The sequence below is a fragment of the Nocardioides sp. CFH 31398 genome (assembly GCF_022436705.1).
In the GTDB taxonomy this organism is placed as follows: domain Bacteria; phylum Actinomycetota; class Actinomycetes; order Propionibacteriales; family Nocardioidaceae; genus Nocardioides.
Genome location: NZ_JAKUHT010000005.1, coordinates 48837 through 66660 on the forward strand (window position 1 = coordinate 48837; position 17824 = coordinate 66660).

Sequence of the window (17824 nt, forward strand, 5' to 3'; positions counted from 1 at the left end):
GGTCGCTGCTCGGGTCAGATGACCCCGAGCTTCGACGCCTCGTACACCGCCTCGGCCCGCCGAGAGACGCCGAGCTTGCGCAGGATGTTGCCGACGTGGAACTTGGCCGTGGTCTCGGAGATGTAGAGCCGCTCGCCGATGGCGCGGTTCGACAGACCCCGGGCGAGCAGGGCCAGGACCTCCCGCTCACGCTCGGTCAGGTGCTGGTGCTCCTCCGGCTCCGGGGCGTTCAGGCCGCGGACCATGGCCGCGGCGCTGCGGGCGTCGAACGCCGAGCCGCCGCGCGAGACGTCGCGGATGGCGCGGACCAGCCCCGAGGTGTCGACGTCCTTGACGACGTAGCCCTTGGCGCCGGCCCGCACCGCGGACAGCACGAGCTTCTCGTCGAGGAACGTGGTCAGCACGAGCACCGCGAGGTCGGGGTGCTCGGCGACGAGCTGCGCGCACAGCGCGAGACCCTCGGAGTCCGAGGTCGTCGACAGCTTCAGGTCGAGCAGGACGACGTCGGGGTCGACGCGGGACACGACGGTCGCGGCCTCGGCGGCGGTCGACGCCTCGGCGAGCACGCGCAGGTCGCGCTCCCGCTCGAGGATCGAGCGCAGGCCCTGCCGGACGATCGCGTGGTCGTCGACGAGCATGATGCCGATCTCGTCGGTGGCGGCCTTCTCGGCCGCGGCGTACGGCGCGGTGCTGGGGGTGAGCGTCGCCATGTCAGGTGCCTCCACGTGAGGGGGCGGGGGTCCGCCCGTCGGTCACCAGGCCGCTGATGAGGCCCGGTCGTCCTGCGTCGCACAACGGGAGCGGCACCCGCATCTCCACCCGGACGCCCCCCATGCGCGCCCGGCGGAACGCGAGGTTGCCACCGAGCCCCGCGAGTCGTGCCTCCATGTTGGCGAGGCCGCGGTGCCGGCCGTCGACGTCGTGGCCGCGCTGCTCCCGCAGGAGGCGGCTGAGCCTGGTGGGGTCTCCCGCGCCGTCGTCCGCGACCGACACCAGGAGGCTGGTCGGGCGGTAGCGGACCCGCACCATGGAGCGGGTCGCGCCGGCGTGGTGGGCGACGTTGAAGAGGGCCTCCCCCACCGCCCGGGCGATCTCGTGGACGGCGTCCACCCCGAGCTCGCCCCGCTCGTCCTTGCCCTCCACCCGGACCCGGACGTCGAGCCTGGGCCGGTGGTGCTCGGCGACCTCGTGCAGCAGCTCCGGCAGGGTCGACACCCGGTCGCTGTGCGGCTGGTGGAGCGCGTAGATGGCGCGGCGGAGCTGGTCGACGGCCTCGGCGGTCAGGGCCTTGGCCCGCTCGAGCTGGGCGCCGATCTCGTGGGCGCCCGCCTGCTCCGCGTCGCCGCGGGCCACCTCGACGACCATCCCCGCGGAGAGCACGAACTGCGTGACGGAGTCGTGCAGCTCGCGCGCGATGCGGTGCCGCTCGGCGTCCACGAGCTCGCGCTGGTCCGCCAGCAGCAGCCGGTCCTCCGCGTGGCGGAGCTCGGCGGTGCGCTGCGCGAGGTCGCGCGCCTGGGCCTGCGCCTCGTCGTACAGCCGCTGCGCGCGGCGGTGGATGACGAGCCCGGCGTGGTACTGCTCCGAGGTGTGCAGCGACACCGCCGCCTGGTTCGCGAGGATCCGCAGGACGGCGAGGTCGCCGGCCTCGGGGTCCTGCGGGAGGTCGTGGCGGGCGACGAGGCTGCCGATGCAGCGGCCCTCCAGCGTCATCGGCACCCGGACCCACCGGGGGTCGTCCACCTCCGCACCGTCGAGGCCCGCACGGACCGCGCTGACCTCGGCGCGGACCGCGTCCGGCAGCGCCGCGTCGTCGTCGGCGAACTCGCCGGCGCCGTCCGGACCCCCGTCGTACCCGGCGAGGGCGAGGAACCGGGGGCGCGCGCCGGGCAGGTGCCCGTCGGCGACCGCGAGCATCGTCCAGTCGGCCTCGAGGTGCTCGGCGGCGGCGCGGACGACCTCCTCCAGCAGCCCGCGCGGGCCCTCGTGGGTGCGGACGAGGGCCCGGGAGATCGAGTCCATCGCCCGGACGGCGCGCTGGGTGCGCTCGTCGGAGCGCACGTAGGCGCGGTAGTAGGACCTCTTGCCGGACCGGACCCCGGTGAGGACGCTGAGGTCCGCGGTCGTCGCCACTGCGGCCGCTCCTAGAGCGCGTCGCGGAACAGGCCGAGGATGTCGTCCTCGGTCGCCTCGCGCGGGTTGGTGGACAGGCAGGCGTCGTCGAGGGTCGTGCGGGCCAGCACGGGCAGGTCCTCGGCGCTGACCCCGAGCTGGGCCAGCCCCGTCGGGACGCCGACGTCGTCGGCGAGGCGACGGACGTGCTCGGCGAGGAGGTCCGCGGCCTCCTGGCCGTCGACGCCGTCGACGTCGAGGCCGGCCGCGCCGGCGAGGTCGACGAACCGGTCGGGCGTGGCGCGGGCGTTGTAGCGGATGACGTGCGGCAGCAGGACGCCGTTGACCACGCCGTGCGGGGCGTCGAGCAGCCCGCCGACCTGGTGGCTCATCGCGTGGGTGGCGCCGAGGATCGCGTTGGTGAACGCCAGCCCCGCCTGGAGGCTGGCCTGGGCCATCCTCCCGCGCGGCACGAGGTCGCGCGGGTCGGTCATGGTGCTGCGCAGGTTGCGGCACACCAGCCCGACGGCGCCGAGGGCGTAGCCGTCGGCGAGGGGGTTGTGGGCCAGCGAGACGAAGGACTCGATGCCGTGCGTCAACGCGTCGAGACCGGTGGCGGCGTTGAGGTCCTCCGGCATCGTCACCAGCAGGCGCGGGTCGGTCACCGAGATGTCCGGCACGAGGGCGCGGCCCATGATCGTGATCTTCACCGACCGGTCGGTGTCGGTGACGATGCAGAACTGGCTGACGTCGGCACCCGTCCCCGAGGTGCTGGGGATCATCAGCAGCGGGGGGATCGGGAAGCTGACGCGGTCGACGCCCGCGAAGTCGAGGATGTCGCCCGCCCCGCCGGTGAGGATCGCGACGCCCTTCGCCGCGTCGATCACCGACCCGCCGCCGAGACCGACGATGACGTCGCAGTCGGCGGCCACGTAGGCGTCGTACGCCGCGCGGATCTCGTGGTCCTTCGGGTTCGGCGTGATCGCCGACCAGACGGTGGGCCGCATGCGGGCGTCGCGGAGGTGCCCGACGAGCTCGTCGGTCCAGCCCGCCTCCGTCACGCCCGCGTCGGTGACGACGAACGGGCGTCGCGCGCCGAGGCGCGCCGCCGCGAAGCCGGCCTCACCGAGCGAGTCGTGGCCGAAGACGATCTCGGGCGCGTGGAACTTCACGAGCCCGCCCGGCTCGTCCCGCCGGGGGTGGGCGTGGCTCGGGTGCTCGGCGGGCGCCGACTGCAGCAGGGTCACCGGGTCCTCCGTCCCCTCGACCGCGCCGCGTCAGCGGCCGGTGGCGGGGCTGATCGTGGTGCGGACCGGGCTGATCCGGTCGCAGGGGAAGCCGCCGCGCTCGGCGTGCTCGGCGATCAGGGCGGGGTCGGCGGCGTCGTAGACGCAGTAGAGCTTGTCGTCGCTGACGTACGACTCGACCCACTCGACGTCGTTCATGCCGGCCAGCACCTCGTTGGACTTGGCGCTGAGGTCGCGGAGATCCTGGTCGCTCAGGTCGCCGGCGCCGGGCAGGTCGCGCTCGATCACGTAACGGTTCATGGCTGTCCTCCGTCTCGTCGCGGCCCGGAGCGTGTGGCCGGGCCGCTGTGACCACCCTCACGGGAGGGGCGTGCGTCCACACCCTCCGTCGGAAGGGGTTGTGACAAGGTTGGCCGCCCGACCGACTGGGTACCTGCGGCGCTCGCTCAGCCGAAGCCGCCGTCGGCGGCGACGACGGAGCCGTTCAGCACGCGCCCCGCGGGCGAGCAGCAGAACCGCACGGCCGCCGCCACCTCGGCGGGGTCCAGCGCCTCGCGGAGCAGCTGGTGGGCGGCGAGGTCGGCGGGACTCACGCCGTACAGGTCGGCCGTGGCGCGCAGCATCGGGGTGTCGGTGGCCCCCGGGGATACGGCGACCGCGGTGACCCCGGTGCCGACGAGGTCGGCGGCGAGACCGCGGACGAGGCCGACGACGGCGTGCTTGACCATCGTGTACGCGGACAGTGCGTACAGGCCCCGGCCGCCGGCGGCGCTGGCGACCGCCACGAAGCGGCACCCGCCCGGGTCGGGGTTGGCCAGCAGCGCCGGGACGGCGGCCCGCGCGACGTGCCACACGCCCTTCGCGCCGACGTCCCACTGGGTGTCGAGCTCGTCGGTGGGGGTCTCCCACAGGGGCGCGCCGCCCGCGATGACCGCGGCCGCGGCGACGACGACGTCCAACCGGCCCCAGGTCTCCACGCAGCGCGCGACGGCGTCCGTGGCGACGGCGGGGTCCCGGACGTCGCCGACCTGCGTCAGCACGGCGTCACCGTGGCGGTCGGCGAGCGCCTCGAGCGCCTCCGGCGCGGCCAGGGGGTGGTCGATCCCCGGGAGGTCGTGGCCCTCCCCCACGGCGAGGTCGAGCGCGAGCACCCGGCACCCGTCCGCGACCAGGCCCTCGACCACCCGCGACCCGATGCCGCCCGCCGCGCCCGTCACCAGCGCCACCCGCTCGGTCATCGGTCCCCCGCTGCGTCCCGGCTCCTCATCCTCGGCACGCTACCGCCGCGGTGGCCGCCGCGGCTGTGGATGGTTCATGGCTCGGCGCTGCCTGTCGGGGGTTTCACCAGCCGGCTGGTGATGTCGGGACCTGGCCCCCGAAGTTTCGTGAGCCAGGTCGGCACGTCACCAGCCGGCTGGTGAAACCCGAGGAATCTGGGGCTCGTGGGACTAGTCGGACCCGCCGGCGGCGGCGAGGCCCCGGGCCAGCTCGCGGAGGGCCTGCTCGGGGTCGACGCCGGCGGCGCGGGCGCGGGCGACGACGCGCAGGAGCTCGGCGCCGACCCCGGCGTCGTCCGCCGAGGACGCCGAGGACGCCGTGGAGCGGGCCAGCACGTCGTCCACCGGCTCGCCCGCCCGGACGAGCCGGTCGAGGACCTTGTCGGCGAGCAGCAGCGCGGGGAGCGTGGGGGCGATGCCGTCGAGGACGCCGTCGCGGGGCTTCTCGGTCGCCTTGACCGACTCCCACAGCTCGTTCACCGCGGCGGGGTCGGTGGGGCGGCCGGCGGCGTCACCGTCGGGGCCGAACACGTGCGGGTTGCGCCGACGCATCTTGGCCACGATGCCGGCAGCGACGTCCTCGAGGTCGAAGGCGCCCGACTCCTCGGCGATGGCGGCGTGGAAGTAGACCTGCAGCAGCAGGTCGCCGAGCTCCTCGCGCAGGTCGTCGGGGGTGCCGGTCTCGATGGCGTCGAGGGTCTCGTGGGTCTCCTCGAGCAGGTAGCGGGCCAGCGAGCGGTGGGTCTGCGCCGACTTCCAGCCGCACTCGGCGCGCAGCTGCGCCATGACGGCCCGGAACTCCAGCAGCGCGGAGCCCACGTCCGGTTCCGCGGGGCCGACGGGCCCGTCAGGCACCACAGACTTGGTCGGGCGGCAGGCTCGCGGCGTACTCCGCGGCGGCGGCCGGGTCGGTGACGTCACCGGCGGCGACGGCGAGGTCGCTGACCGCGACCGAGCTGCCGCCGGTGGTGGCGACCTCGGCGCCGTCGTAGCTGAAGCCGTAGCGCGGGTCGACCTCGATGTCGGCGTCCGAGACGAACTGCGTGAAGGCGTCGACCCCGGCCTGCTGGGCCTCCTCGGGGGCGGCCTCGGGCTCGGCGACCTCCTCACCGATGGCGGTGATGACCGACTCGGTGTAGTCCTGCACCGTCACCAGGTCGACGAAGTCGCGCAGCTCGTCCTTGTCCGACAGCGGCACCCGCGCCCGGGTGGCCTCGACGGTCTGCAGGTAGGTCTCGTCGGGCTCGACGCCGAACGCCTCGGCGGCCTGCTCGGTGACCTCGCGGTTCAGGACGGTGCTGGCCACGCTGGCCTTGAGCTGCGCCAGCGGGATCGTCTGCCCCTGCGCGGCGAGCTGGTCCGCCTGGACGTCGCAGACCAGGCTGGTCAGGTCCTCGATCCGCTGGTTGGAGACGGTGTCGTCACCGACGGCCAGGGCCACGCCCGGGCGCAGGGAGCACCCGGACAGCGTCAACACGCCGACGCTGCCGAGGAGGGCGGCCGTCCGGACAGCACGGGACCTCACGAGACTGACTCCTTCTGCTTCTGCTGGCTGTTCTGCCCGGTCTCGGACGACGGCGGGTCGACCACCGTGTCGAGCACCGAGCGGGCCCATTCAAGCAGGGCCGGGCCCGACAGGGGCGACCCGGCGACCGGCTTGGTCTGCGGGCGGGGCACCAGCAGGACGTCGTTCGTCGTCTTGAGCAGCGACTTCGGGTAGAGCCGCTGCAGGCGCACGGCACGCGACTCCGGCAGCGACACCGGCGCGAACCGGACGTACTTGCCCTGGACACCGGCCTCCGTGATGCCGGCCTGCCGGGCCCGCGCGCGGAAGCGTGCGACGAACAGCAGGGACGCCACCTCCATCGGCGGCTCGCCGTACCGGTCGTCGAGCTCGTCGCGGATCGCGTCGACGTCCTCGTCGGTGCGGACCTCCGCCAGCCGCTTGTACATCTCCAGGCGCAGGCGCTCGGACGAGATGTAGTCGTGGGGCAGGTGGGCGTCGACGGGCAGCTCGATGCGGACCTCGCCGAGGTCGTCGGCGTCCTGGCCGCCGCCCTTGAAGTCCTGCACGGCCTCGCCGACCAGCCGGACGTAGAGGTCGAAGCCGACGTCCGCGATGTGGCCCGACTGCTCGCCGCCCAGCAGGTTGCCGGCGCCGCGGATCTCGAGGTCCTTCATCGCGATCGCCATGCCGCCGCCGAGGTCGGAGTGCTGCGCCAGGGTGGCGAGCCGCTCGTGGGCGGTCTCCGTCAGCGGCTTCTCGGCCGGGTAGAGGAAGTAGGCGTACGCCCGCTCGCGGGAGCGACCGACGCGGCCGCGCAGCTGGTGCAGCTGCGAGAGGCCGAGGGTGTCGGCGCGCTCGATGAGCATCGTGTTGGCGTTCGAGACGTCCAGGCCCGACTCGACGATGGTCGTGCAGACCAGGACGTCGAAGCGCTTCTCCCAGAAGTCGACCATCACCTGCTCGAGCTGGTGCTCGCCCATCTGGCCGTGCGCGGTCGCGACCCGGGCCTCCGGCACCAGCTCGCGGATGCGGGCGGCGGCCTTCTCGATCGAGCTGACGCGGTTGTGGATGTAGAACACCTGGCCGTCGCGCAGCAGCTCGCGGCGGATCGCGGCGGTCACCTGGCGGTCCTCGTAGGCCCCGACGTACGTCAGGACGGGGTGGCGCTCCTCCGGCGGTGTGGTGATGGTCGACATCTCCCGGATCCCGGTGACCGCCATCTCGAGCGTCCGCGGGATCGGCGTCGCGCTCATCGACAGGACGTCGACGGCGGTGCGCAGCCGCTTCATCTGCTCCTTGTGCTCGACGCCGAAGCGCTGCTCCTCGTCGACGATGATCAGGCCGAGATCTTTGAGCTTGATGTCGGGGTTCAGGAGCCGGTGGGTGCCGACGACGATGTCGACCGAGCCGTCGGCGAGACCCTCGATGACGGCGGCGGCCTCGGCGTCGGTCTGGAAGCGCGACAGCCCCTTGATGGTCACCGGGAAGCCCGCCATGCGCTCGGCGAACGTCGAGTAGTGCTGGCTGACCAGCAGCGTGGTCGGCACGAGCACGACGACCTGCTTGCCGTCCTGCACCGCCTTGAACGCCGCGCGGACGGCGATCTCGGTCTTGCCGTAGCCGACGTCGCCGCAGATCAGGCGGTCCATCGGGACGGTGCGGCGCATGTCGCCCTTGACCTCCTCGACCGTGGTCAGCTGGTCGGGGGTCTCGGTGTGCGGGAAGGCGTCCTCGAGCTCGCGCTGCCACGGGGTGTCGGGGCCGAACGCGTAGCCCTCGGTGGCCTGCCGGGCGGCGTACAGCTTGATGAGCTCCGCGGCGATCTCGCGGACGGCGCGGCGGGCACGGTTCTTGCGCTTGGTCCAGTCGCCGCCGCCGAGGCGGTCGAGGCTCGGCTGCTCGCCGCCGACGTACCGGGTGACCTGGTCGAGGGCGTCGGCCGGCACGTAGAGGCGGTCCGGCGGGCCGCCGCGCTTGGAGGGTCCGTACTCCAGCACGAGGTACTCGCGGGTCGCGCCGTGGACCTCGCGCTGCTTCATCTCGACGAAGCGGCCGACGCCGTGCTGCTCGTGGACGACGTAGTCGCCGCCCTTCAGCTCCAGCGGGTCGATCTGCTTCTTGCGGCGCGCCGGCATCTTGCGCATGTCGCGCGTGGAGGAGCGCTGGCCGGTGAGGTCCTCGCCGGTCAGCAGGACCAGCCGGGCCTCGTCGTCGGTGAAGCCCTCGACGAGGCTGCCGCAGGTCACCGTGACGACGGCGGGGTCGAGCTGCTCCGCGGTGTCGAGGGTGTCGACGAGGCGCGCGGGGACGTCGTTCTCGCCGAGCAGCTCGACCATGCGCTGCGCGGGCCCGTGGCCCGGGTGGACCACGACGACCCGGTGCCCGACGCCCAGGCGCTCGCGGACGTCGTCGACGGCCCTGGCCATGTCACCGCGGTAGGACTCGACGGGCTGCGCGGGCAGCACGCGCGTCGGCACGCCCAGCTCGACGGCCGACCCGACGGCCGCGTCGGCGCCGGCGTCCGCGAGCTCGTCGCTGTCGGCGAGCCCGAACGGGCTGACCGTCCACCAGGCGCGGCCCGAGGCCACGACGTGCTCGCGGACGTCCCCCAGCGGTCGGTACGACGCCGCGCCGAGGTCGACGGGCGCCTGCCCGCCGCCGGCGGCGACGGCCCAGCTGGCGTCGAGGAACTCCTCGCTCGTCGCGACGAGGTCGTGGGCACGGCGCCGGGCCCGCTCGGGGTCGAGGACGAGCACGTGGGAGTCCTGCGGCAGCAGGTCGACCAGCAGCTCCATCTCGTCGACCAGGGCCGGGGTCAGCGACTCCATGCCCTCGACGGCCACGCCCTCGGCGATCTTCTCCGTCATCTCGCGCAGGGGCGGGTGCTGCTCGCCGAGGGCGCGGGCCCGCTCCCGGACCTCGGTCGTCAGCAGCAGCTCGCGGCACGGCGGCGCCCACAGGTGCGGCACCGGCTCGAGAGCACGCTGGTCGGCGACGGAGAACGCGCGGATCTCCTCGACCTCGTCGCCCCAGAACTCCACCCGCAGCGGGTGCTCCTCGGTCGGCGGGAAGACGTCGACGATCCCGCCGCGGACCGCGAACTCCCCGCGCTTCTCGACCAGGTCGACCCGGGTGTAGGCCGCGGCGGCGAGCGACTCGACGACGTCCTCGAGGGCGCGCTCGACGCCCGCCGCCAGCTCGACCGGCACGAGGTCGGCCAGTCCCTTGACCTGCGGCTGCAGCAGGCTGCGGACGGGGGCGACGACGACGGCCAGCGGGCCGCTGCCCGGCTCCGTGCCGGGGTGGCGCAGGCGGCGCAGCACCGCGAGGCGTCGTCCGACGGTGTCGCTGCGGGGGCTGAGGCGCTCGTGCGGCAGCGTCTCCCAGCTCGGGTAGTGCGCGACCAGCTCGGGGTCGACCAGCGAGCCGAGGGCCTCGGTGAGCAGCTCCGCGTCGCGGGTCGTGGGGGTCACGGCGAGCACGGTGCGGCCCGCGCGACGCAGCCCGTCGACGAGGAACGGCCGCAGCGCGCCCGGGGCGGTGACGTCGAGCCCGGTGCCGTCGGCGGCCTGCTCGAGCAGGCCGGCGAGGGTGGGTTCGGCGAGGACGGCGTCGGCCAGGCCGGCGAGCGACACGGGTCTCCCTCGAGGATCACGAGCAGGGGTGCGGGCCCGGCGCGCGAGCGCGACGGGTGGGTCCCCAGTCTACGAGCGCGACCCCGCGGAGCCCTCACCAGCGACCTGCATCCTGGGAGGGATGGGTTCCACGACAGACAGGACGACCGGCCGGCGGCGTCTGCTCGCCTCCGCGGTGGCCGCCGGGACGTTGCTGACGACCGCGGCGTGCGTGACGGACGCGCCGCGCTCGGGCGGCCCCGACCGCTCGGCGGAGCGCCCGACGGCGGCGTCGTCCACCGGCCTGCCGGCCCTGCGTCCGGCCCGGGCCCCCTGGGAGGTCGTGCGGCAGGTCGCGGTGAGCGAGGCCGCGATCCGCGACCCCCGGACGGCGTCGGCCGACCTCGCCGCGGCCGGTCGGCTGGAGCAGCAGGCCTACCGCACGCTGGCCGAGCGGCCGGGGTGGGACGCCCGCGTCCGCGCGCTGCTCGCGCCCCGCTGGCGCAGCGTCGTCCGCGACAACGTCGCCGCCCGCCGGGAGATGCTGGCCCTCCAGGCCGAGTACCCGCCGAACGACACCCTCCCGGCGTGGCGGGTCGTCGAGCCGCGGCCCGCGGCCGAGCTGCGGTCGTACTACGAGGCGGCCGAGGCGGAGTTCGGCGTCGGCTGGGAGTACCTCGCCGCCATCAACCTGATCGAGACCGGCATGGGCCGCATCGAGGGTGACTCGGTGGCGGGCGCGAAGGGACCGATGCAGTTCATCGACCCGACCTGGGAGCAGTACGGCGAGGGGGACGTCACCGACTCCGAGGACGCCATCATGGCCGCGGGCCGCTACCTGTCCGCGCGCGGTTTCGACGCCGGTGACCCCCGCGCCGTCGACGACGCGGTCTACGCCTACAACAACGACGTGCGCTACGTCCGCGCCATCCGTCTACACGCCGAGCTGATGGAGCGCAACCCCCGCGCCTACCTCGGCTACCACGCCTGGGACGTCGTCTTCTCGACCGCCCGCGGCGACGTCACCCTGCCCGTCGGCTACGACGAGCCCCGCCCCGTCCCCGTCGACCGGTGGCTGCGGGAGAACGGCTGAGCCGAGTCGGCCCGAACGCACGCCCCACACCCGCCGAGTCGGCCCGAACGCACGCCCCACACCCGCCGAGTCGGCCCGAACGCACGCCCCACACCCGCCGAGTCGGCCCCAACGCACGCCCCACACCCGCCGAGTCGGCCCGAACGCACGCCCCACACCCGCCGAGTCGGCCCGAACGCACGCCCTACACCCGCCGAGTCGGCCCCAACGCATGCCCCGCGGACGCCGAGTCGGCCCTGATGCATGCCCCGCGGACGCCGAGTCGGCCCTGATGCGTTCCGACCGGATGGTCCCGCCGCTGAAAGCGGAGTATTCGGGACGACTCGGCGCCCGGCAGACGTGCGTTCGGGACCACTCGGCGTCTCACCGACGTGCGTTCGGGACGACTCGGCGTCTTACCGACGTGCGTTCGGGACGACTCGGCGTCCCGGAGACGTGCGTTCGGGACGACTCGGCGTCCCGCAGACGTGCGTTCGGGACGACTCGGCGTCTCTGCGACGTGCGTTCGGGACGACTCGGCGTCACTGGGTGCCGTGGCGCTCCACGAAGGCCAGGATGTCGGCGGCGAGCTCGGGGCGGCACACGATGAGGTCGGGCAGGGAGACGTCGGGCTGGTTGTAGACCAGCGCGGAGCCGTCGACGCGGGAGGTGTGGAGGCCGACCGCGCGGGCGACGGCCACGGGGGCGGCGGAGTCCCACTCGTACTGGCCACCGGCGTGGACGTAGGCGTCGGCGACGTCCCGGACCACCGACATCATCTTCACGCCGGCCGAGCCCATGGGCACCAGCTCGGCGTCCATCTCGGCGGCCATGGCCTCGACGAACGCGGGCGGGCGGGTGCGGGAGACGGCGATGCGCACCTTCTCCGAGGTGCGCGGGGCCAGCTCGACCGACTGCCCGGTCACGAAGGTCTCCCCCAGCGCCGGCTGCGCCACGGCTCCGGCCACGAGGTCGCCGCCGGCCCACAGGGCGACGTGCACGGCCCAGTCGTCGCGGGGCGGCTCCGAGAACTCCCGGGTGCCGTCGAGCGGGTCGATGATCCACACCCGCTCGGCGTCCAGGCGGGCCTTGTCGTCGGCCGCCTCCTCCGACAGCACGGCGTCGTCGGGACGGTGGGTGGCCAGCAGCTCGGCGATCAGCGCCTGCGCGGCGGCGTCCCCGGCGTCCTTGAGCTCACGACCCTCCAGGCCCTCACCACGGACGGCGAGCAGCCGCTGCCCGGCGAGCTCGGCCACCCAGGCGGCGAAGGCGTGGTCGTCGGACGGGGCGGTCTGCGGCGTCTCGGTCACCGGCCCAGGCTAGGACAGCAGCGCACCGCCCGGCTCAGCGGTTCTGCCGGTAGACCCGCACCCAGTCCACCTCGAGGGCGACGGAGCTGCGGCCGCGCGGCAGCGGCACGTAGCGGCCGTTCATCTTGTGCGCGTGGGTCTGGAAGCCGACCCACATCCGGCCCCGCGGGATGCGTGCGGGCGCCCGGTCGACCTTGATCCGGCGGCCGTCGAGGTAGTAGGCGACGCGGTCGCGGCGCCAGCGCACGCTCGCGGTGTGCCACCTCGTGAAGTCGCGCTTCACCACCCGGCGGCTCGACTCGTGGTGCCCGTCCTGCCGCCAGTGCGTCGTCACCGACATCTGCTTGCGGTCGCCCCACGACTCGAAGATCTCGTAGAAGTCGAGCTCCGGCGGCCAGCCGTCGTCCTTGGGCCACAGCAGCGCGGCGCCGGAGACGCCGGCGCCGCGGTCGAAGCGGATGCGGGCGTCGTAGCGGCCGTAGGTGCGGATCGCGGCGTCCCAGCCCCACCCGCCGACGCCGCCGGAGAGCCACCGGCCGTTGCGGGGCGCGGTGTGCAGCTGCAGCTTGCCGTGACGGACCTTCACCATCGACGGGTCCCACTCGGCGTCGTGGCAGCAGCCCGGGGTGCCGTCGAACCGGCCCCACCGACCCGCGTCGAACCGGGTGAAGTTCTCGGTGCTCACCCGCTTCCAGAACCGCTTGCGGCCCTGGGCCGCCGGGTCGGCGGTGTCGACGCTCTCGACGGCGCCGACCAGCTGGACGGCGGCGCCGTCGGCGGGCGCGCCGGCGGCGGCCGGCCCGAGGGCCGGCAGCAGGCTGGCGGCCAGGCCGGCGACGAGGGCCACGGCCAGGCGCGGGCGGCGGGTGCGAGGATGCGAGGCGTTCATCGACGGGTCCGTTCAGGGGAGCGGAGCGCGGGGGAAGCTCCGAGGGGGGTCTCAATGACTGTGGCAGAGGCGTCAGGCGCTGTCCGGCGTTCGGCGGATCCGGGGCGCGAGGCCCACCGGTGACCCGACGGGGCCCCCACACGGGACCAGCACGCTACCCGGCGCCGCTCGAGCGCCTGGCCCGGGTCCTGTGGCCCGAGGGTCCCGAGGGTCCGCTCGACCACCGGGTGCGGTGGGTCGAGGACCTGCCCGGGGGGCTCCCGGCCGGCACCGAGCGGTACGCCGCGATCCCCTCGCCGACCCACCCCGCGTTCCTGCTGCCGCTCGACGCGCCTCCCCGGGTGCGCGCCCGGCTGCTGCGGCACTACAACCACCTGCGGACCGACCGCCGGCGCGTGCAGCGACTGGCCCTCGCCGGTCTCGCCGCGGTGGGTCTCCCCCCGGCCCGGGGCCGCCTGCTGGTGGTCCCGCCGGGCCCCCGGGCGAGCCTGCGCGAGGTCGTCGCGGACGCGATCGGCGTCCCGGCCGGCGACCTCGTCCTGTCCGTCGCCGTACGACCGGGCACGGGCCCCCTGACCCCGACGGTGACCGTCGTGGACACCACCGGGACGCCGCGGGTCTTCGTCAAGGTGGCCGACACCCCCGAGACCCGCGCCGAGCTCCAGGCCGAGCACGACGTCCTGGTCGCGATGCGTCAGCCCGCCGGCTCCCCCGTGCTCGTGCCGGGCCCGGTGTTCCGCCTCGAGTGGGACGGCGCCCTCGTCGTCGGCATCGAGCCCCTCCCCCTCGACGTGCGGCGGGTGGAGGTCGACGAGCTGGACGCCGTCCAGCCCTTCCTCGACGCCCTCGTCGCCTCCCGGCCGGTCTCCGCGCTGGGGCTCGAGGAGTCACCGTGGACGGCGCGGCTCCGGTCGGTCGCGGCGTCGCTGCCGCCCGAGGCCGCGGCACCCCTCTCCGCGGCGGTCGACGCCGCCGTCGCGCGCCACGCGGGCACGACCTTCCCCCACGGGCTGCGGCACGGTGACTGGTCCTGCTGGAACATGGCGCGCTCGGCCGAGGCCGGCGGCCTGGCCGTGTGGGACTGGGAGTTCAGCGAGCCGTCCGCCCCACTCGGTCTCGACCGGTGCAACTGGCACTTCGCCTTCGACACGGGGGTCCGGGGACTCTCCACCGCGGAGTCCGCGGCGCGGCTGCGGGCGCTGCCCGCCGAGGTCGCCGACCCGCGGTTGCGCGAGCTCTACCTCCTCGACATGGCCGCCCGCCGCTCGGCGCTGGGCGCCGGGGGCGAGGAGGCCTCGGCCCGCTGGGCCCGCGAGCTCCTCGCCGAGCTGGCCTGAGGCGCGCGTCGCCTCAGGGGCGACCGACCGTGATCGTGGGCGTGCGGCCCGACATCAAGCGGTTGCCGGCCGGGTCGCTCACGCGGACGCGGTAACGGACCTTCTGGCCCCGCTTCACGCCCTTGTCCTGGAAGGCCACGGTGCGCTGGGTGTAGAAGAACGACTCCCGGGCCAGCGTGCGGATCCTCCGCTCCTTCTGCCCACGCACCGTCCGGAAGACCTCGTAGGTCAGGTCGATGTCGTCCCGGTCGAACCCGAGCCGGAAGGCCACCCGGACGCGGGCGCACCGCCGGCACGTGGTCGTCGACGGCACGGCCGCCTGCGAGGGACGGGCGGAGCCCCGGGCGAAGCGCACCAGGTTGTTCTGCAGCTGGTCGTTGACGCGGGTGTAGCCGCCTCCCATGACGAGCTGGCTGCGGTTGTTGGTCAGGGTGAAGGCCCGCGACAGCAGCCGCGTCTCGTCGGTCTGGCCCGAGGTGAGGACGAAGTAGGGCCGGACGACGCCGGTCTCGTTGTTCAGGGCGTGCACGGCGAGCCGGATCCGCGGGTTCTGCTCCGGCATCCCGCCCGCGGGCTCGCAGTTGTGCGCGTGCGACCCGACGTACACGTCGCGGCCGAACGGCTGGATGGCGTAGGTGTCGCCGTAGCAGTTGGCGTACCACTGGACCCGGCCGGTGGTGTCGTCCAGCCGGTAGACGCCCTCGGTCCGCTCCTTCAGGTCCCCGCGCGAGTCGGAGCGGGCGCCGACGTAGATGGTGCCGTCGTTGCCGGACTCGATGACGGTCGCCCAGGTGCGGTTGCCGCGCAGGTAGCCCTGCGACCAGGCACCGGGCAGCGTGCTGCCGTCCGCCGCGGACACCGCGACGAAGCCCTGCACGTCCTGGCCGTTGGCGATGCCGAAGGTGCCGCCGATGAGCACGTTCTCACCGTTCTCCGACACCCCGAGGGAGACGACCCGGATGTTCTCGTTCCGCCAGAGCTTGCCCTTCTCGGTCGGGTCGATCTGCGGGGCGAACGACGGGACCTCCTGGCCGGAGGCGGTGTCGAAGGCCGCGACGAAGCGCTGCGGGGCGGTCGAGCCGGCGCGGCGGAAGGTGCCGCCGACGTAGAGCCGCCCGCCGTCGGGCGAGACCGCCAGCGAGTGGACCGGGCCGTCGACGCCCAGGCGGTTGCCCGCCAGGCCGAAGGTGGGCAGCAGCTCGCCCGACGTGGTGTCGAAGCGGGCGAGGTAGTTGACCTGCTGCCCGTCCACCCGGTTGAAGTCGCCGCCGACGTACAGCACGCGACGGTCCGGCGAGAGCGCCGTGGCGCGGACGACGGGGCTCTCGACGTTCGGGCACCCGTTGGTGCACTCGAAGGTCAGCTCGTGGTCGAGGAAGTCCGTCGGCCGGCCGCTGACCTCGTCGAAGCTGGCCAGGTAGCCCTGGCCCGTCTCGCCGGTGCCCTCCGCGACGCCGCCCGGGCGGGTGGAGGTGAAGTTGCCACCCGCGATCACCTGGCCGTTCACGGTCTCGAGCGTCAGCACCGGCCCGTTGGTCTGTCCCATCCCCGGGTCACCGCGGTCCACGGCGCCCTTGAAGAGCGTGTGCACCGGGTCGTACGCCGACGCCGGGGCGCCGGCGGTGACCAGGAGGCCGGCGACGCCGGCCAGCAGTGCCAGGGCCGCCGCGGCCAGGGTGGTGCGGCGACGCCGGTCGTTGATCGTCCCCATGATCGACCTCCCGGGTCTGTGCTGCGGATGGCTTGGTGTCGGTGTGTCCGGTCGTCCCGTACCCAGGTCCCCGTCCCCGCCGGCGAGGGCCTCCCGGCGGGGACGGGGCGTCCGAGGTGGCGGTCCGTCAGCCGACCGTGACGTCCGGGGTCCGGACGCTCATGACCTGGTTCCCGGCGGGGTCGGAGACCCGCACGCGGTAGTACACCTTCTGTCCCGAGGTGACCCCGGTGTCGCGCCAGGTGAAGTTCTCCGTGCGCCACTTCACCGACTCGCGCGTGACGGTGTAGAGCGGGGTGTCGGTGCGCCAGCCGCGGAAGACCTCGTAGGTCAGGTCCACGTCGTCGCGGTCGAAGCCCAGCCGCACCCGCAGGTCGACGTACCCGGGCCCGGACGTCGCCGTCGGGTACGCCGCCCGGTCGGGCGCCGACGAGCCACGCAGGAAGCGGGTCAGGTTCTCCTGCGGGCTGCTGTTGACGGAGTTGAAGCCGCCGCCCATGACCAGCTGGTTGCCGTCGCTCGCCAGGGCGCGGGACAGCAGCAGGCTGCGCTGGTCCTGCTTGTTCCCGTCGGTCTGCACGAAGTAGGGCCGCAGCTGCCCGCTGACGCGGTCGAGGGCGTGGATGGCCAGGTAGGTCCGCGGGTTGAGCTCGGGCTGACCGCCGAGGGCCCCGCAGTTGTGGTTGTGCGACGCGACGTACACGTCGTTGCCGACAACCTGGAGGCCGAAGGTGTCGCCGTAGCAGTTGGCGTACCAGTTGCGCGCGCCGGTGGAGGCGTTGATGGAGTTGACGCCCTCGGTGCGGTCCGCCGACGGGGAGTAGTCGTCGCGGCTGCCGACGAAGACGTCGTCGCCGGAGACCTCGATCGCGGTGCCCCAGCTGTACGGCGGGGTCAGGTAGTTGTTGGCGAAGCCCGCCGCCAGCGAGCCGTCGGCGGCGTTGGTGGCGGCGAAGCCCTGCTCGGCCTGCCCGTTGACCTGCTGGAAGGGCCCGGCCAGGAAGACCCGCTGCGAGTCGGAGGACACCGCCAGCGCGGTCACGCGCAACGCCTCGTTCTGCGTCGGGGCCGACACGGCCGGAGCCCACGGCAGGGTCTGGTTCGTCACGAGGTTGATCGCGCCGACGTTCTTCCGCTTGGCGTTGCCCACGCGGCTGAACCGGCCACCGACGTAGAGCGAGCGGCCGTCGGGCGAGACGGCGAGGGCGCTGACGGGGCCGTCGACGCCGTTCTGGCCCACGCCGCCGAGAAAGCGTCCGCTGGACGCGTCGAAGCGCGCGACGTAGTCGGCGCGCTGGCCGTTCACGCGGTTGAAGTCACCGCCCACGATCAGCTGCGAGCCGTCCGGCGTCAGCACCGAGGCACGCACGACGCCCTGCTTGCCGTTGTAGGAGTTCGTCAGCTGCGGGGTGAACGAGGAGATCGGCGCTCCGGTGCTCGCGTCGAACGCGGCGAGGTTGGCGGCCTGGGTCTCCCCCGTGCCACGGGCTGCGCCGGAGGGGCGCGTCGAGGTGAAGTTGCCGCCGGCGTAGATCCGATCGCCCGCGATCTCGAGGGTCCACACCGCCCCGTTGGTCTGGCCCATCGTGGTGGGCGAGCCCTGCATGAGCGTGTGCACGGGGTCCCAGGCGTGCGCGGGCGCGGCCCCGAGGGACGCGACCACCCCCAGGGACGCCAGGACGGAACCGAGGATCGTCGCCGCCCGGCGGAAGCCGGTGCGACCCGAGATCGTGCGACGCGTCATGCTC

14 protein-coding genes are annotated in these 17824 nt (G+C 74.2%); 2 read left to right on the forward strand and 12 right to left on the reverse strand.

Going from position 1 to position 17824, the window contains the following annotated elements; all coding sequences use genetic code 11:
* Nucleotides 1-14: 14 nt before the first annotated feature.
* From MJ876_RS04890 to mfd, 8 genes are all read right to left on the reverse strand, one after another.
* Nucleotides 15-710: a response regulator transcription factor gene (locus MJ876_RS04890; protein ID WP_240234952.1), complete on the reverse strand. Its 696-nt coding sequence runs from the start codon at nucleotides 708-710 to the stop codon at nucleotides 15-17.
* A 1-nt stretch (nucleotide 711) separates the two neighbouring features.
* Entirely contained in the window at nucleotides 712-2133 is a 1422-nt protein-coding gene (locus tag MJ876_RS04895) for a sensor histidine kinase (RefSeq protein ID WP_240234953.1), read from the reverse strand.
* Between the two features lie 11 nt (nucleotides 2134-2144).
* Nucleotides 2145-3359, reverse strand: coding sequence for an iron-containing alcohol dehydrogenase (locus tag MJ876_RS04900; protein ID WP_240234954.1), 1215 nt, complete (start codon nucleotides 3357-3359; stop codon nucleotides 2145-2147).
* Nucleotides 3360-3389: 30 nt separating this feature from the next.
* Entirely contained in the window at nucleotides 3390-3659 is a 270-nt protein-coding gene (locus MJ876_RS04905) for a DUF4242 domain-containing protein (protein WP_240234955.1), read from the reverse strand.
* 146 nt (nucleotides 3660-3805) lie between these two features.
* The gene (locus tag MJ876_RS04910; protein WP_240234956.1) at nucleotides 3806-4597 is read right to left on the reverse strand and encodes a mycofactocin-coupled SDR family oxidoreductase; all 792 of its coding nucleotides are present in this window, start codon (nucleotides 4595-4597) and stop codon (nucleotides 3806-3808) included.
* Between the two features lie 210 nt (nucleotides 4598-4807).
* Nucleotides 4808-5491 (reverse strand): MazG family protein, encoded by a 684-nt coding sequence (locus MJ876_RS04915; RefSeq protein ID WP_240234957.1) that lies wholly within the window; start codon nucleotides 5489-5491, stop codon nucleotides 4808-4810.
* Complete coding sequence (locus tag MJ876_RS04920) at nucleotides 5484-6161, reverse strand: hypothetical protein (protein WP_240234958.1); 678 nt, start codon at nucleotides 6159-6161, stop codon at nucleotides 5484-5486. Before MJ876_RS04920 ends, MJ876_RS04915 begins: the two co-directional genes overlap by 8 nt.
* Nucleotides 6158-9778: a transcription-repair coupling factor gene (gene mfd, locus MJ876_RS04925; RefSeq protein ID WP_240234959.1), complete on the reverse strand. Its 3621-nt coding sequence runs from the start codon at nucleotides 9776-9778 to the stop codon at nucleotides 6158-6160. Before mfd ends, MJ876_RS04920 begins: the two co-directional genes overlap by 4 nt.
* A 121-nt stretch (nucleotides 9779-9899) precedes the next feature.
* On the opposite strand from mfd, the gene MJ876_RS04930 reads away from it, so the two are divergent.
* The gene (locus tag MJ876_RS04930; RefSeq protein WP_240234960.1) at nucleotides 9900-10850 is read left to right on the forward strand and encodes a lytic transglycosylase domain-containing protein; all 951 of its coding nucleotides are present in this window, start codon (nucleotides 9900-9902) and stop codon (nucleotides 10848-10850) included.
* A 521-nt stretch (nucleotides 10851-11371) separates the two neighbouring features.
* Here MJ876_RS04930 and MJ876_RS04935 read toward each other — a convergent pair.
* Both MJ876_RS04935 and MJ876_RS04940 read right to left on the reverse strand, forming a co-directional pair.
* Nucleotides 11372-12139 carry a 3'(2'),5'-bisphosphate nucleotidase CysQ gene (locus MJ876_RS04935; RefSeq protein ID WP_240234961.1) on the reverse strand — a complete coding sequence of 256 codons (768 nt, stop codon included), beginning with the start codon at nucleotides 12137-12139 and terminating at the stop codon, nucleotides 11372-11374.
* A 34-nt stretch (nucleotides 12140-12173) separates the two neighbouring features.
* A complete protein-coding gene (locus MJ876_RS04940) occupies nucleotides 12174-13028 on the reverse strand; it encodes a glycoside hydrolase family 16 protein (protein ID WP_240234962.1) in 855 nt (284 codons plus the stop codon).
* Between the two features lie 119 nt (nucleotides 13029-13147).
* Between MJ876_RS04940 and MJ876_RS22120 the strand changes: the two genes are divergently transcribed.
* Nucleotides 13148-14365 carry a phosphotransferase gene (locus tag MJ876_RS22120; protein ID WP_240234963.1) on the forward strand — a complete coding sequence of 406 codons (1218 nt, stop codon included), beginning with the start codon at nucleotides 13148-13150 and terminating at the stop codon, nucleotides 14363-14365.
* A gap of 13 nt (nucleotides 14366-14378) precedes the next feature.
* Here MJ876_RS22120 and MJ876_RS04950 read toward each other — a convergent pair whose 3' ends face one another.
* Both MJ876_RS04950 and MJ876_RS04955 read right to left on the reverse strand, forming a co-directional pair.
* The gene (locus MJ876_RS04950) at nucleotides 14379-16076 is read right to left on the reverse strand and encodes a hypothetical protein (protein WP_240234964.1); all 1698 of its coding nucleotides are present in this window, start codon (nucleotides 16074-16076) and stop codon (nucleotides 14379-14381) included.
* A gap of 127 nt (nucleotides 16077-16203) precedes the next feature.
* Nucleotides 16204-17820 carry a WD40 repeat domain-containing protein gene (locus MJ876_RS04955; protein WP_240234965.1) on the reverse strand — a complete coding sequence of 539 codons (1617 nt, stop codon included), beginning with the start codon at nucleotides 17818-17820 and terminating at the stop codon, nucleotides 16204-16206.
* Nucleotides 17821-17824: the final 4 nt, after the last annotated feature.

Coding starts and splice junctions, on each gene's coding strand:
- MJ876_RS04890 (WP_240234952.1), bottom strand. CDS start 710: ATGGCGACGCTCACCCCCAGCACCGCGCCGTACGCCGCGGCCGAGAAG.
- MJ876_RS04905 (WP_240234955.1), bottom strand. CDS start 3,659: ATGAACCGTTACGTGATCGAGCGCGACCTGCCCGGCGCCGGCGACCTG.
- MJ876_RS04910 (WP_240234956.1), bottom strand. CDS start 4,597: ATGACCGAGCGGGTGGCGCTGGTGACGGGCGCGGCGGGCGGCATCGGG.
- MJ876_RS04930 (WP_240234960.1), top strand. CDS start 9,900: ATGGGTTCCACGACAGACAGGACGACCGGCCGGCGGCGTCTGCTCGCC.
- MJ876_RS04940 (WP_240234962.1), bottom strand. CDS start 13,028: ATGAACGCCTCGCATCCTCGCACCCGCCGCCCGCGCCTGGCCGTGGCC.
- MJ876_RS04950 (WP_240234964.1), bottom strand. CDS start 16,076: ATGGGGACGATCAACGACCGGCGTCGCCGCACCACCCTGGCCGCGGCG.
- MJ876_RS04955 (WP_240234965.1), bottom strand. CDS start 17,820: ATGACGCGTCGCACGATCTCGGGTCGCACCGGCTTCCGCCGGGCGGCG.